The 15,128-nt window shown below is 73.1% G+C and carries 8 protein-coding genes; 5 read left to right on the top strand and 3 right to left on the bottom strand.

Annotated elements, in window-relative coordinates:
* Positions 1–237 precede the first annotated feature (237 nt).
* Both cheB and P1V51_20620 read left to right on the top strand, forming a co-directional pair.
* Complete coding sequence (cheB, locus tag P1V51_20625; protein MDF1565454.1) at positions 238–1,377, top strand: chemotaxis-specific protein-glutamate methyltransferase CheB; 1,140 nt, start codon at positions 238–240, stop codon at positions 1,375–1,377.
* A 72-nt stretch (positions 1,378–1,449) separates the two neighbouring features.
* Positions 1,450–2,313, top strand: coding sequence for a hypothetical protein (locus P1V51_20620; GenBank protein ID MDF1565453.1), 864 nt, complete (start codon positions 1,450–1,452; stop codon positions 2,311–2,313).
* Here P1V51_20620 and P1V51_20615 read toward each other — a convergent pair.
* A complete protein-coding gene (locus tag P1V51_20615) occupies positions 2,286–4,325 on the bottom strand; it encodes a response regulator (GenBank protein ID MDF1565452.1) in 2,040 nt (679 codons plus the stop codon). The genes P1V51_20620 and P1V51_20615 overlap by 28 nt on opposite strands.
* Before the next feature lie 129 nt (positions 4,326–4,454).
* Here P1V51_20615 and P1V51_20610 point away from each other — a divergent pair, with 129 nt between their 5' ends.
* Complete coding sequence (locus tag P1V51_20610) at positions 4,455–4,847, top strand: hypothetical protein (GenBank protein ID MDF1565451.1); 393 nt, start codon at positions 4,455–4,457, stop codon at positions 4,845–4,847.
* Here the strand turns inward: P1V51_20610 and P1V51_20605 are convergent.
* Positions 4,831–6,201, bottom strand: coding sequence for a sigma-54 dependent transcriptional regulator (locus P1V51_20605; protein MDF1565450.1), 1,371 nt, complete (start codon positions 6,199–6,201; stop codon positions 4,831–4,833). The genes P1V51_20610 and P1V51_20605 overlap by 17 nt on opposite strands.
* Positions 6,202–6,401: 200 nt before the next feature.
* Between P1V51_20605 and P1V51_20600 the strand changes: the two genes are divergently transcribed.
* The gene (locus P1V51_20600) at positions 6,402–6,791 is read left to right on the top strand and encodes a response regulator (GenBank protein MDF1565449.1); all 390 of its coding nucleotides are present in this window, start codon (positions 6,402–6,404) and stop codon (positions 6,789–6,791) included.
* Here P1V51_20600 and P1V51_20595 read toward each other — a convergent pair.
* The gene (locus tag P1V51_20595) at positions 6,788–11,194 is read right to left on the bottom strand and encodes a glutamate synthase-related protein (GenBank protein MDF1565448.1); all 4,407 of its coding nucleotides are present in this window, start codon (positions 11,192–11,194) and stop codon (positions 6,788–6,790) included. The two genes, P1V51_20600 and P1V51_20595, sit on opposite strands and share 4 nt — an antisense overlap.
* Positions 11,195–11,506: 312 nt before the next feature.
* On the opposite strand from P1V51_20595, the gene P1V51_20590 reads away from it, so the two are divergent.
* Positions 11,507–15,127, top strand: a complete 3,621-nt coding sequence (locus P1V51_20590; GenBank protein ID MDF1565447.1) for an AAA family ATPase — start codon at positions 11,507–11,509, stop codon at positions 15,125–15,127.
* Position 15,128: the final 1 nt, after the last annotated feature.

Here is a 15,128-nt window from a genome sequence, read left to right as displayed (position 1 = left end):
ACCGCCTGCGCCTCGAGCGGGGCGTCGCGCTGATCGAGGCGCCGGGCAGCATCGTCGAGGAGCTCCGGACCACCACGCCTCTTCGCCGATCGTCCCGGCACCCGCCCCCTGCTCAGGCCGCCGACGGTCCTGGTAAGCTCTGCCATCTACGTCCGGCAGCGGGGCCTGGCCGGCGTCTCAGTCTTCTTCTCCCGGGGTGAGCCCTGATCAGAGCTCGCGCCTCTCTCGAACGATCCCATGAACCTGATCCGGACGTTGATCGTGGACGACTCTCCGACCGTCAGGGTCTCCCTGCGCGAGCTCCTCGAGGAGTCCGGGGAGTTCGTGGTCGTCGGGGAGTGCAGCGACGGCCCCACCGCGGTGGAGCAGTGCGGCCGGCTGAAGCCGGACCTGGTCACCATGGACGTCCAGATGAGCCGCGGTGACGGCCTCTCGGCCACCCGGGAGATCATGCGCTCGCTCCCCACCCCCATCGTGGTGATCACCGAGGCGGGCAAGGGCCGGGAGAGCCAGCTCGCCTTCGAGGCGATGCAGGCGGGGGCGGTGGACGTCATCCGCAAGGCCGACGTGGGCTTCGGGCTGGCGCGGGACCGGGAGGCCCTGCGCCACCGGCTCCACCTGATGGCCGGGGTGAAGGTGGTGGGGCGCCGGGGGCGGTGCCTGGACGAGCCCGCCCCCCGGCGGGCGGAGACCCCTCCGGCCGGGCCGGGGCTCCCGGCGCCGCGAGAGATCCCGGCGGCGCGAGAGATCCCGGCGGCGCCGGCCAGCCCCTCGCTGCTCACCCCACCCGGCGACCGGGTGAGCCTGATCGCCATCGGGGCTTCCACCGGAGGTCCGCCGGCCATCGCCAAGGTGCTCTCGAGGCTCCAGCCCGAGACGGCGCCGCCCGTCCTCATCGTCCAGCACATCTCCTCGGGCTTCTGCTCGAGCTTCGCCGAGTGGCTCGACGGGCTGCTGCCCCTCCAGATCGGGCTGGCCGTCCACGGCGAGCCGCTCCTGCCCGGCCGGGTCTACATCGCCCCGAACGACCAGCACCTGGAGGTCAGCGCCGAGCGGAAGGTGCGCCTCCACGACGCCCTCCCCCTGCGGCACCACCGGCCCGCGGCGGATCTCCTCTTCTCCTCGGTGGCGCGTCACCTGGGCGACGGCGCGGTGGGCGTCCTCCTCACCGGGATGGGAGAGGACGGCGCCCGGGGGCTGCTCGAGATGCGGTCCGCCGGCGCCCTGACCGTCGCCCAGAACCAGGAGACCTCGCTGGTCTACGGGATGCCCGCCGCCGCCGCGAAGCTCGGCGCCGCCGAGCGGATCCTCGCCCTCGACCACATCACGACCCTGCTCTCCAGATGCCACCTCCGGTCGCCGGGGCGGGTCGCCTAGGGTCATCCCGGAGAGCGGGGCCGAGGGATCCAGATGACAGTGAGGTCGCAGCCGGACAAAGCTCCCGCTCCGATGGAGATCGACTGGAGGCGAGGCCGCTTCCTCGACGCCTCCCTCGAGGCCGACTTCCGGGAGGCGCGCTTCGTCACCGATCGGCGGCTCCTCGTCACCTCCCTCGCGCTGCTCCTCCTGACCACCGCCTCCGGCTTCTACCTGGACTTCGCGGCCCGGGTGGAGGTCCACCAGGAGACCTTCTTCCGGCTCGCCCTCGGCCTGCGTTTGCTCTCCATCCTGATCGGTGTTGGAGCGATCCTCGTCCTGCAGCGCGCCCGGACCCCCGCCGCCCTCGAGCGCGTGGGCCTCGTCGCCTTCCTCCTCTTCACCCTCTGCTTCACCGGCCTCGCGACGATCTACGGCCGGTACACCGGCGACAACCGGATGGTCGTCTTCCTCGGGGGGCTGATCGTCATCGTCGGCTGCACGATGCCCTCCCGACTCGGCCCGGCCCTCCTCGCCTCGAGCAGCCTCTGGGCCATCGGGGTGGCGGCCACCCTCCTGGGGCTCACCCCGCTCCGGGTCGGGCACGGCATGGCCCTCGCCATCCTCACCCTCGCCCTGCTGGTGGCAGCGGGGTTCATCCTCTACTTCCACCGCAACCGCCGGCTGGACTACCTCGCGGTCCGGTGCCTGAACGAGGAGCGCGCAAAGATGCGCTCGAAGCTGGAGCAGGTCGAGCAGTACGTCGACCTGGCGCAGATCAGCGCGGCCATCGCCCACGACCTCAACAACGTGCTCAACATCATCATGCTCGCCCCGGGGGTGCTGGAGGCGCGGCCGGATCCACCTCGAGACCGCCCCCGGCGAGGGGACCGCCTTCACGATCTTCCTGCCGGCCGACGCCTGAAGGATCAGGCTCCCCGATCCACGAGGCGATAGACCGCCTCGAGGAGCTGGGCCGAGGCGAAGGGCTTGGCCAGGAAGGCCGCCCGCTCGTCTCCCTCGAGCGCCTTCTCGTCGCTGGCGTGCCCCGAGATGAAGAGGACCGGTGGTTGCAGCTCCCGGGCGCGCAGCTGCTCCACGAGCTCGGGCCCGGTCATCTCGGGCATGACCACGTCGGTGATCAGCAGGTCGAAGCGCGTGCCGGCCGCCGCCTCGAGCGCCTCGGGGCCGCTGGCGGCCACCCGGACCTCGGCGCCGGCGCGGGTGAGCACCCGCTCGATGAAGGTCCGGATCACCGGCATGTCCTCGACCACCAGCACCCTCCCGAGCTCCGCCTTGCGGTCGGCGATCGCCCGGGCCCGCTCCTGGCGGGTGAGCTCGGCCTTAGGCAGCCAGATCCGCACCAGGGTCCCCACGCCCTCGCTGCTCTCCAGGAGGATCTCCCCCGAGAGCTGCTTGACGATCCCGTAGACCGCCGAGAGCCCCAGCCCGCTGCCGCTGGCCTCGTCCTTGGTGGTGAAGAAGGGCTCGAAGGCGCGCTCCTTCACCTCCTCCGTCATGCCCTCGCCGTTGTCCTCGAACTCCAGCACCACCCCGGGCACGCCCGCGAGGTTGTCTCCCTCGTGACAGCGCAGGGTGAACTCTCCGCCGCCCGGCATCGCGTCGCGGGCGTTCAGGGCGAGGTTCATGATCAGGCGGTCGAGCTGGGAGAGGGCGCAGCGGACCGGCAGCTCCCCCGCGGCGAGCTCGAGCGAGAGCCGGATGCGCTCGGTGAGGAGCTGCCCGAGGAGCAGCTGGGTCTGCTCGAGGACCTCGCCGAGGTCGAGGCGCTCGCCGTGGACGACGTCGCGCCGCGCGAAGGAGAGGAGCTGGCGGGTGAGCCGGGCGCCCTGCTCCACGCTCTCCCGGACCTGGAGCAGCCCCTGGTGGCCCTCGGTGCCGGCCGGGAGGAACTCGCTGGCCTGCTCGACGCCGGCCAGGATCGCCGTGAGGAGGTTGTTGTAGCCATGGGCCACGCCTCCGGCGAGGCGCCCGAGGGCCTCCATCCGCTGCCCCGACTCGATGCGGGCCCGGATGCGGTGGCGCTCGGTGACCTCCACCACCCGGCCATCGATGCGCTGCGGGCTGCCGTCCTCGGCCCGGACCAGGCTCGCCGTGATCTCCACCTCGGCGATCGTCCCGTCCGCCCGCTCGAGGCGCAGGGGCACGCCCTCCACCTCGCCCTCGACGAGGATGCGCTCCACGAAGCCCGGCGGCACGAGGCCGGGGTCGAGGGTGTGGGGGGGCTCGAGCTCCTCGAGCTTGAGCAGCTGCATCAACGCCGCGTTGGCGGAGAGCAGCCGGCCCTGCAGGTCGCCCCGGAAGAGGCCCTCCCGGGCCCCCTCGAAGAGGCGCTGGTAGTCGGCGAGCCGGACATCGGCCTCGGCGCGGACCCGCTCGAAGTGCATCACGATGACCCCCAGGGAGACCCCGAGGATGAGGGCGACGTCGAGGAAGGCGTTCCACCGGGAGAACCAGGGCTGGAGGACGAGGTAGGGCAGGAGGGCGTTGTAGATCCCCTCGAAGGCCAGGAAGAGCGAGGCGAAGATCCTCCCCCAGCCTCCCTCCGGCACCCGCCAGATCCGGTACGCCGTGTAGCCCAACGCGAGGACGAGGAAGAGGGTGAGGGGCGGCGGGAAGAGCGGGTGGGCACGCCAGAGCCCGGCCAGGCCGAACTCGAGGGCCGGGGTCACCGCCGCGACGACGGGCCAGTAGCGGGGGGGGCGCGCCCCCAGCAGCTGGTAGACGCCGATCACCAGGAGCAGCCCGGAGATCCCCTTGAGCACGTCGCCCACCATGGACTCGAGGGACTCGAGGATCCCCAGCCGCCACAGGTCGAGGTAGGTCTCCCAGCAGACCAGCGCGAGGAAGGCCAGGGCCCAGAGGCTCAGGTAGCGCTTGCGCTCGACCCCGACCAGCACGGCGAAGGTGACGCCCAGCGTCAGGTAGACCGCCAGGACGGTGCTCACTGCGGGATCCTCATCGCTCGGCCCTCTTGCAAGAGCCTCTCCTCAGAGGAGAGGGGCCTCCATCGGCTCCGATTAGACCAGAAAACCCCGGCTCGCATCCCGATCACCATACGCGGTCCAGGATCCAGGATGCCCCCGAACTGGTTCGGCGCAGCCGGACCCACCAGCGGAGCGGGCGCCGGTGGTAGCCTGCGGGTGACGATGACCCCGCTGCACACCGCGCTCCTCGTGCTGGCCTTCCTCTCGGGGGCGGCCCTCGCCGCGCTCCTCCTCGGCCGGCGCCCCCGCGCTCGCGAGAGCTACCTGGATCCCGAGCGCCGCCACGGGATCATCAACCAGCTCGCCGGCATCGACGGGATGATCGAGCTCCTCCAGGACACGAAGCTCGACGAGGATCAGCGAGAGCTGGTCGAGGGCCTGGCCGAGGCCCGGGACGGACTGCGCGGCCGCCTCGGCGCCATCTTCGACGAGAGCCGCGAGAAGGAGAAGGACGATCCCCCCCGGATCAGCTCCGGGGGATGACGATCTCGTGCTTCTTGATCTTCTGGTAGAGCGCGCTGCGCGAGAGGCCCAGGATCTCGGCGGCGTCCTCGACCAGGCCGTCCACGCCGGCCAGCACCTGCTCGATGTGCCAGCGCTCGACCTCGCGCAGGCTCATCTTCGAGAGGTCGGCGCCCTCGCCCGGGCCCCCGCCCACCCTCGGGCCGGGACCGGCGCCGCCGGGCAGGAAGAGGACGTCCGGCTCGATGACCTCCCCGGTGGAGAGGACCAGGGCGCGGTCGAGGACGTTGCGTAGCTCGCGGATGTTGCCCGGCCAGTGGTGGGCCTGCAGCGCCCGGAGGGCCGCCGGCGAGAGGGTCCGCGCCGTGCTGCGGAACTCCTGGGAGAAGCGCTGGAGGAAGACCTCGGCGAGCAGCGGCAGATCCTCGGCGCGCTCGCGCAGGGCCGGCAGCTCGATCGGCAGGGTGTTGATCCGGAAGTAGAGGTCGGAGCGGAACTTCTTCTCCTCGACCAGCTCGTTCAGGTCCTGGTTCGTCGCGGCGATGATCTGCACGTCGATGGGGATGTCCCGCACGCCGCCGACCCGCCGCTGCTTTTTCTCCTCGAGGACCTTCAGCATGCGCGGCTGGAGGCGCAGGTCCATGTCCCCCAGCTCGTCGAGGAAGACCGTGCCGCGGTTCCCCACCTCGAAGAGCCCCTTCTTGGCGACGGTCGCGCCGGTGAAGGAGCCCTTCTCGTGACCGAAGAGCTCGCTCTCGAGCAGCTCGGCGGCGAAGCCCGCGCAGTTGAGGTCGACGAAGGACTCGCCTCTGCGCGGCCCCCCCTCGTGGAACCAGCGGGCGAGCACGCCCTTGCCGGTGCCGGTCTCCCCCAGGATCAGGATCGGGCGCCCGACCTCGACCACCCGCCGCGCCTGCTCCTCGACCCGCCGGATCGCGTCGCTGGTGCCGACGAAGGGGTCCAGGGTCGTGCGGCTGGTGCGGGAGCTGGCCTCGTCCCGGCGCTGCCGCTGCGCGCTCTCGAGGAGGCGGTCCACGAGCACCCGCAGCGCGGAGAGCTCCACCGGCTTGGTGAGGAACTGGCTCGCCCCCTTCTGGATGGTCTCGACCGCGAGCTCGATCGAGCCGTGGGCGGTGAGCACCACCACCGGCAGGGAGAGCCCCTCCTTCTCGATCCGCTCGAGCACGTCGATGGCGGTGCCGTCGGGCAGGCGGTAGTCGATGACGGCCAGGTCGACGCTGCGATCCTGGAGGGCCGCGATGGCGCCGGCGACGCTCTCCTCCTCGTGGACCTCGTGCCCCCCGGCCTCCAGCCCCTTGCGCAGCGCCAGCCGGACGACTCGCTCGTCTTCCAGCAGGAGAATCTTGCTCGCCATCGTTTCACCCCGGTCCCCCGGGGTCGTCCCAGGCGTCCCCGGGTAAGTAGCAACCGCCCTCCACAGGGGTCAATCGCGGATTCCTGAATTCGAGACTGGAGGGGCGCCGGGCGGGGAGGGTCGCCCCCTCGAGATCCCCTCTTTCCGGGGGGTTGGAGGGCGAGGCGCTCGGGCACGCGGCTTGCTTTTCCACCGGGACGATGCGCGCCCCCAAGATCCTCCTCGTCGATGCCTCCAGCCTCGCGCTCGTCCGGGTCCGCAAGCTCCTCAAGCCGGCCGGCTGCGAGCTGACCTATGCCCGCGGCGGGCTGGAGGCGCTGCGGCTGGCCCCGGGCGAGCAGCCCGACCTGATCCTGATGGACGCGGCGATGCCCGGCCTGGACGGCATCGAGACCTGCCGCCGGCTGCGCCTCGGGCGCGAGACCCGGACCATCCCGGTGGTGCTCTTCGGCAGCGCCGCCCAGCTCGCGCGGAAGAAGGAGGGCTACGACGCCGGCTGCGACGACTTCCTGGCCGGGCCCCTCGATCGCGACGAGCTCCTAGCGGCGATCCGCTACCACCTCGACGCGCCGCGGCTGCACTCGGCCTAGGCGACCCGCACCCGGAAGAAGCTCGCGGCGAGCCCCTCCCGCCCGGCGAGCAGGCTGCGGGCGCGGGCGCTGCCGGTCTGCTCGAGGTGCTCCTCGAGGAGCGCCCCGAGGCGGGCGAGGTCCTCGGCCTCGAGCTCGCCCGCGTGCGCGGCGACGTCCCGGTGGAGGTGCGCGCGCGTCCCGCCCTCGGGGTCGTGGAAGTAGAGCAGGCCGCCGGTCATCCCCGAGCCGATGCAGGGCCCGCAGCTGCCGAGCAGCACGCCGACCCCGCCGGTCATGTACTCGAAGGCGTACTTGCCCGCGCCCTCGCAGATCAGGGTCGCGCCCGAGTTGCGCACGCCGAAGCGCTGGCCCGCCCGCCCGGCGATGAGCAGGGTGCCGCCGGTGGCGCCGTAGGCCGCGGCGTTCCCCACCAGGCTGGGCTGCGCGCCCTCCTCCAGGCCGAGGCTGGGGGCGGGCAGCACCACGATCCGCGCGCCGGCGCCCATCACCTCGCCCACCGCGTCGTTGGCGTAGCCCACGTGGCGCAGCTCCATGCCCCGGGTGGCGGCGAAGCCCAGCCCCTGCCCGGCGTAGCCGGTGGTCTCGAGGCGGACCACGCGCCCCGGCGCTGGGGTGCCCGCCAGCTCGCCGGCGAGGGTCGCCCCGAGCCCGTGCTCGGCGCTGTCGGTCCAAAGCTCGATCCGGTCGCCGGCGGCGGCCGCCTCGAGGATCTCCCGGTTCTTGGCCGTGGAGGCGGCGTGGAGCGCGGGCAGGGCCTGGCGGGGCGCGGGGCCGCCCGAGCGCAGGTCGACCAGCAGGTCCGAGAGATCGACGTGATCCCAGCGGGGCTGGCCGGTGCGGCGCTGGCGCAGGAGGTCCACCCGGCCGGTCAGCTCGCTGGCGTGGCGCAGGCCGAGGGCCGCGAGGCGCGCGCGCAGATCCTCCCCGAGGCACTCGAGGTAGCGGATCACCCCCTGCTTGGCCTCGTGGTGGCGGGCGTCGAGGGGGGTCGACTCGGTGATCTCGTCCTCGCGTCCCCGGCGCATGAAGCGCTGGTGCATCTCGTCGTCCTGGGTGGCGATGCCCACCGGGCAGGTGCCCTTGTTGCAGCCGCGGCAGAAGACGCAGTTCTCGGCGACCATCAGGACCGTGCCCAGCGAGACCTCGTCGGCGCCGAGGGCCAGGACCTTGGCGAGATCGGCGCCGCACTTCAGCCCGCCGTCGGCGCGCAGGCGGGTGCGGTGCCGGATCCCGCTCTGGACCAGGTGCTGGTGGGCCTCGGCCAGGCCTCGCTCGAGGGGCAGGCCCGCGTGCTTGATGCTGCCCACGTAGGCCGCGCCGGTGCCGCCCTCGGCGCCGCTGATGGTGATCACCTCGGCGCCGGCCTTCGCCACCCCCACCACGATGGTGCCGAGGTTGGTGACCGCCGGGACCTTCACCGCGATCCGGGCCCGGGGGTTCACCTGCCGCAGGTGGGTGATGAGCTGGGAGAGGTCCTCGATGCTGTAGATGTCGTGGTGGGGGGGCGGTGAGATCAGGGGCACCCCCTGGCGCACCTTGCGGATCTTGGCGATCTCGGCGGTGACCTTGTGGCCGGGCAGGTGCCCGCCCTCCCCGGGTTTGGCGCCCTGCCCGATCTTGATCTCCAGCTCGTCGGCGCCCATCAGGTAGGTGGCGTCGACGCCGAAGCGCCCGGAGGCCACCTGCCGCGCGCGGCTGCGGTCGCCCTCCCAGGGCCCGCCCGGGTTGCGGCGCTCGTCCTCACCGCCCTCGCCCGAGTTGGAGAAGGAGCCGAAGTGGTTGAAGGCCGCGGCGATGGCCCGCTGCGCGGTGGAGTGGAGGGCGCCGTGGCTCATGCCCGCGCCGCGCACGGTCGAGCGGATGAGCTCGGCGGCGGAGGCGACGTCCGAGAGGGGCAGGGGCCGGGCGGTGGGGTCCCCGGCGATGTCCAGCTCGAGCAGATCGCGCAGGTAGACCGGCGGCGACTCGGCGACGAGCTTCGCGAAGCGATCGTAGTCGCCCTCGGCGTTGCCCTGCCGGGCCACCAGCTGCAGGGTGTCGGTGACCTCCTTGCGGTAGAGGGGCTTGTTGGCGTTGCGCTGGATCGACGCGTCGTCCATCCCGGCGCGCGCCCGGATGTCGCCGTACACCTCGTCGAGGGTCAGGCCCCCCACGAAGGAGGCGGTGTCGGGCAGGAAGTAGTCGACCAGCTCCTCGGAGAGGCCGATGGCCTCGAAGAGGGACGAGCCCCGGTAGCCCGCCAGGGTCGTGATGCCCATCTTGCTCATGATGCGCCGCAGGGAGGCGACCAGCGCCCCCACCAGGCTCTGGCAGGCCGCCTCGGGCGTCAGGCCCCGGGTCTCGCGGGCGATGTGGAACATCGCGTAGGGGTTCACGGCGGTCGCGCCGTAGGCCAGGAGCGCGGCGAGGTCGTGGCCCTCGTGCACCTCGCCGGTCTCGACGACGAGGCTGGCGTTCCGCCGCAGGCCGCGGCTGGCCAGCGCCCGGTGGACCACGCCCACCAGCAGCACCATCGGCACCGGCAGGCGCGCGCCCCGGGTCGCCTCGAGATCGGAGAGCACGATGATCGACACCCCGCTCTTCACCGCCTCCACGACCTCCTCGGCGACCTCGTGGATCCGGCGCACCATGCCCCGGGCGCCCCGGTAGCTGTCCTCGAAGGTGGCGTCGAAGCGGCGGGCCGCCAGATCCGGCTCGCCGCCCTCGAGCAGGCCGGCGATGTCCTCGTTGGTGAGCACCGGGTGGGGGTGCTCGACCTGGGGCCAGGTCCGGAACTGCGAGAGCTTGCTCATCTTCGGTGAGCGCCCGAGGTAGACCCGGGTGTCCATCGCCCCGCCCTCCCGCAAGGGATCGATGGGCGGGTTGGTGACCACCGCCACGATCTGCGCGAGGAAGGAGTAGAGGCGCGAGGGGTTCCCGCTGAAGATGGCCAGCGGTAGATCGTTGCCCATCGAGCGCACCGGCGGGCTGCTCTCCTTCACCGTGGCCTGCAGGTCGCGCACCCGCTCCCGGGTCCAGCCGAAGATGTTGAGGGCCCGGGTCGTGAGGGCCTCCTTGTCCGGGTGGACGGTGGCCACCGAGGAGAGCCCCTCGGTGGAGAGGCCCTGGAAGTCGAGCTTCGAGCGCTCGAGGATGAAGGCGGTGGTCTGCTCGGGGGCGTGGAGCTCGCCGGTCGTCAGGTCGGCGATGATCATCTCGCCGGGCTCGAGCTGACCGTCGGCGGCGATCTCCTCGAAGGGCAGGGGCACGGCCCCCATCTCGCTGGAGATCACCACCCTCCCCGCGTGGGTGCGGGCCCAGCGCAGGGGCCGCAGGCCCATCCGGTCGATGAGCCCGACCAGGAGGTGGCCGTCGGTGGCGGTGATCGCCGCGGGGCCCTCCCAGGCCGCGAGGGTTCCCATCGCCCGGCCGTTGGCCTCGAAGAAGCGGCGCTCGCGCTCCGGGCGCTCCTCCTCCTGCCAGGGCGGCGGCATCAGGCGGCGCAGCGCCTCCGCCACGTCGCGCATGCCGTGGACCGCCATCATCTCGGCGACCCGATCGAGCTGGGCCGAGTCGCTGCCGCTGGGCATCAGGCGGCACTGGAAGTGGAGCGCGCTGTCGATGTCCTGGGCGGCCCGCACGTTGGCGGTGATGGTGTTGATCTCGCCGTTGTGGGCCAGCAGCCGGAAGGGCTGGACCAGGTGCCAGTTCGAGAAGGTGTTGGTGGCGAAGCGGCGGTGGCCCAGGATCACGCGGGTCGCGAGGCGGGGGTCGTGCAGGTCGGGGTAGAAGGCCTCGAGCTGGCGGGCGGTGCCCAGCACCTTGTAGACGGTGGTGTAGGGCTGCAAGGAGGGCAGGGCGATGGCGCCGCCGTGCTGCTCCTCGATCGAGTTCTTCGCCTCGTGGAGGACGAGCGGGAGCTGCGACTCGCGCAGGTGGCCCTTGCCCACCAGCACCTGGTGGATCGCCGGGACGTCCTCCCGGGCCCGACTGCCGAGGACCGAGGGGTCGGTGGGCACCTCGCGCCAGCCCAGGGGGGCGAGGCCCAGGCGGCGCAGGGTCGCGTCCACCGCGCGCTGGTGCTGGCGGATGTTTCGCTCGCCGGGGAGGAAGTAGGCCACCCCGACGATGAGCGGCTCGCGGGGATCGGGGAGGTGCTTGCCGGGCGCGAGGAAGGCCTCGAAGAAGCTGCGCTCGGGCTTGAGGAGCAGGCCCGCGCCGTCACCGGTCCCCTCGAGGGTGCCGCCGCGGTGCTCCATCCGGGCGATGGCCCGCAGGGCGAGCTTCACGAGCTCGTGCGAGGCGGGCGCCGTCAGCTCTCCGAGCGCCACGATGCCGCAGCCCCCGCGGCCCGGATCGGCGCGCATCGCTGCGAGCCGCCGGGTCCGGGCCCGCTCGATCCCCGATCGCTGGCCAGGCATTGACATGCTGCGTCAAGGTAGGTCCACCGCCCTCCCCGAAGCAACCTCTTGATGGGTGCCCCGATAGGTGCTGCCCTGATAGGTGCCAGGCACTTAGCAGATCCCCCGCCCCACTCACCCAACCCCCTGTAATCACGAGATCCGAGGACCCGACGAGGCCTCTCTGCTAAGGGGCTGGCACCTATCGAGCAGCACCTATCGAGCACTCATCGAGCCTCGTCGAGCCCCTCGTCGTGCACGGCCTGGCGGGCCTCGCCGGGGAGCCCTGAAGTACACTCTTCGCCGGAAGCCCTCCGCCCCGATCGCGTCACCGTGTCGAATCCCCTCGAGCTCCTGATCGCCGCCACGCCCCACCTCCCCCGCTGGGTGGTGGAGCGGTCGCGATCGGACGCGGGCTTCGACGCCCCGCGCCAGCTCGAGGCCTCGGTGCTGGTCTGCGACCTCGCCGGCTTCGCCGACACCACCAACCGCCTCACCCGCAAGGGGGCGGCCGGCCCCGAGGAGACCCTCGAGCTCCTCAACCGCTGGTACGAGGCGGTGCTCGCGCCCGTGCTCGCCGCCCGGGGGGACATCGTCTCCTTCGCCGGCGACAGCTTCACCGCCCTCTTCGAGGATCCGGATCCCGCGCGGCGCCGCGCCCGGGCCCACCAGGCCGCGCACGGCATCCTCGCCACCGACACCGCCGGGGCGCGGCTCGGGCTCGCCGACGGTGAGCTCACCCTCGGCGTCGTGGGCTCGTCCTCCGCGCGGCACCCGGTGGTCCTGGGCCCGGCGCCCCGGGCCGCCGCCCGCGCGATGCAGGAGGCCCGGGTCGACAGCCTCTACCTCCACGAGGAGGGCGAGCTCCGGGAGATCACCGCCCGGCCGCCGCCCGAGGAGCGCGCCCACACCCCGCTCCCGTCTCCCCCGATCCCGCCGATCGCCGACTCCGACGGCTCGACGGTCAACTCGACCGCCGCGCTGTCGGGCACCCCGAAGGAGATCGTCGAGCGCCTGCGCCCCTTCCTCTCCGCCCCGGTCTGGGAGGGCCTGCTCCAGCCCCGCCGCGCGGGGCAGCACCGCCCCGGGGTGATCCTCTTCGCCCGGGTGGGCCTGGCCCGCGCCGAGCCGGCGAGCTTCGCCGAGGTCGAGAACACCCTCTCGCGGGCCGCGAAGCTGATCGCCCGGGTCGGCGGCCACGTGCAGAAGATCGACGCCGGCGACAAGGGTCTGGTGATCCTGGCCTTCTTCGGCATCCCCTCGGCCTCGCCCAACGCCCTGGCCCGCGCCGCCGAGGCGGGCAGGGGGCTGGCCGACGAGCTGGGGCTGGGCGTGGCCATCACCTCGGGCCGGGTCTTCGCCGGGGTCCTCGGCGCCCCCCTGCGGCACGAGGTGTCGGCGGTCGGCGAGCCGGTGAACCGGGCCGCGCGGATCCTCCAGGCGACGCCGCCGGGGGAGGTCTACTGCGACGGACCGACCGCCGAGCAGCTCACCACCGTGACCTCGGTCGCCCTCCCTCCCCTCGAGGCCAAGGGCTTCGCCCGGCCCATCGCCCTCTGTCGGCTCGGCGGAGGCTACAGCGGAGAGTTCCAGGCCTACGTGGAGGAGCGCGCGCCCCTCATCGGCCGCGACCGGGAGCTCACGCAGATCCTCGCCCACTGCGCCCTCGAGGACCCGGAGCGCCGGCGCGGGCCCGGCGCGCTGATCCTCGAGGGAGAGCTGGGCATCGGCAAGAGCCGCCTGGTGCGCGAGGCCTCCCGGCGGCTGCGCGAGGAGGGGCGGCGCATCGCCTTCGGTCACTTCGGGGGCTACCAGGCGTTCCGTACCCTGGGGGAGGTCGCCGGGAGCCTGCAGGTGCCGGTGAGCGAGAGCCGCGCGGATCTGGTGGACGCCCTGGCCGAGAGCTTCTCGGTCGGGGGGGACAAGGTGGTCTTGATCCTCGAGGACCTGCACCTGGCCCGGGAGGACGACCTGGCCGCCTGGCGGCAGCTCCTCCCGCCCCTGCTCTCCCGCGGCGGGGCCCTGCTGGCCACGACCCGGCCGGGGGTCTCCCTGCCCAACCTCGGCGAGCGCCTGGTGCTCGAGGAGCTGGAGCGCACCGGCGCCCTGGCGCTGGTGAAGCACCACGCCCCCTCGCTCTCCCTGGGGGAGGCCGAGGCCATCACCCACCGGGCCGGGGGCAACCCCCTCTTCCTGGAGCAGCTCGCCCTGGCCGCCGCGGCCGGCGGAGAGGCGATCCCGGCGACGGTGGAGGACGCGATCCGCGAGCGCCTCGAGCGCCTCGAGCCCCTCGCCCGGCGGGTCCTCGACACGGCGGCCATCGCGCCGCCGATCTTCGACTTCTCGGCCCTCGATCTGCTCGTCGCCGAGGAGGGCTCGAAGGCCGTGCGCGAGGCGCTGTTCCGCCTCCTCCAGCTGGGCGTCCTGCGGGCCGGGCCAGGTCGCACCTACCGCTTCGCCCACGACCTCGAGCGCACCGTGGTGCACGACACCCTCTCCTTCGCCGAGCGCCGGACCCTCCACCGGCAGGCGCTGGCGGCGCTCGAGCAGCGGGGCGGGGCCTCCTCCGCCGAGGCCTTCGAGCACCTCGAGGCCCTCGGCGAGCGCGAGGCCGCCGGGCGGGCGGCCCTGGTCGGCGCCCGGCGGGCCACCTTCGCCCGCGCCGATCAGGAGGCCCTCCGGCTGGCGCGCATCGCCGTGGAGCGCCTCGAGGACCCCGCCGAGCTCTGCGTGGCCGAGGGGCTCATCGCCCGGGGCCTGCAGTTCATGGCGGACTGGCGGGCCTCGATCGACCTGGCCGCGCGGGTCGAGGGCGACGCCGAGCGCCTCGGCCTCCCCACGGAGCAGGCCCGGATGGCGGTGATCCAGGCCGGCTGCTACAGCTTCCTCGCCGAGTACGAGCCCGCCGAGGAGGCCCTGCGGCGAGCCGAGGCGCTCGAGCCGCTGGCCCCGGAGCTCGTTCCCCACGTCGGGATGGTCCGGGGCTGGAACGCCTGGGGGCGGGGGCTCTTCCTGGAGGCGCGCGAGGCGCTGGAGGAGGTCCGGGCGCTGGCCGGCCCCGAGAGCCCGCTGCGGCACTCCATCACCTCGGCGCTGATCTCGGTGCTGATCAACCTCGGCGAGTTCGGGGTGGCCCGGGGCCTCCTGCCGCCCCGCAGCGCCCGCGCTCACATCCCCACCTACTTCTTCCACTACCACTACGACCACATGGAGCTCTGCGGCCGCCGGGCCGACCACCAGACCCTGCGGGTGCTGGTGGAGGAGACCGAGGAGCTGCAACGCCACGAGCCGGTGGGGAGCCGGCTGATCCACGAGGCGGAGATCCCCCGGGCCAACCTGCGGGAGATGGAGGGCCGCTGGGAGGAGGCCGGCAAGGCGCGCGCCTTTGCCGCCGCCACCAACCTCGAGATCGAGATCCCCTGGGAGGCCCTCGAGCTCTTCATCGTCAACCTCACCGAGGCCCTCTTCTCCGGCGATCTGGCGGGCGTGCGCGCGCGCAGTCAGGTCCTCGAGGAGCTCGCCGAGCACATCGAGGCCGGGGATCAGTCCGCCCGCTGCCAGCTCCTCGGCGCCATCGCCGAGCTGCTCGCGGGGGAGGTCCGCGGCGATCTGCCCGATCTGGTCTATCGCAACCGCCGCTACGCCGAGCGCTCCCGGCGCTGGGATCTGATCCTCACCGTCGAGACCCTCGCGGCGCTCCTCGAGGAGGACCTCGACGCCCAGGGGGAGGCCCTCGCCGTGATCTGCGAGGAGTGCCAGAAGCGAGAGGATCGGGTCGGCGAGCGCTTCGTGCGCCTCCTGGCCTGGCGCCGGGCCCAGTCCTCCGGCCTGGAGCTCGAGGCCGAGCGGCGCTGGCTCGCCTTCACCGATCGCCTCGATGCCTGGGACACCCCCCGCTGGACCTTCGGCGCGCAGCTCTGCGAGCTGCCCGAGGGCCTGCCCGGCGTCTCCTGAG

The organism is Deltaproteobacteria bacterium, assembly GCA_029210625.1.
Lineage (GTDB): Bacteria > Myxococcota > Myxococcia > SLRQ01 > SLRQ01 > JARGFU01.
Note: the sequence above shows the minus strand (reverse complement) of the source record. Positions and strands in the feature narration are given on the sequence as shown.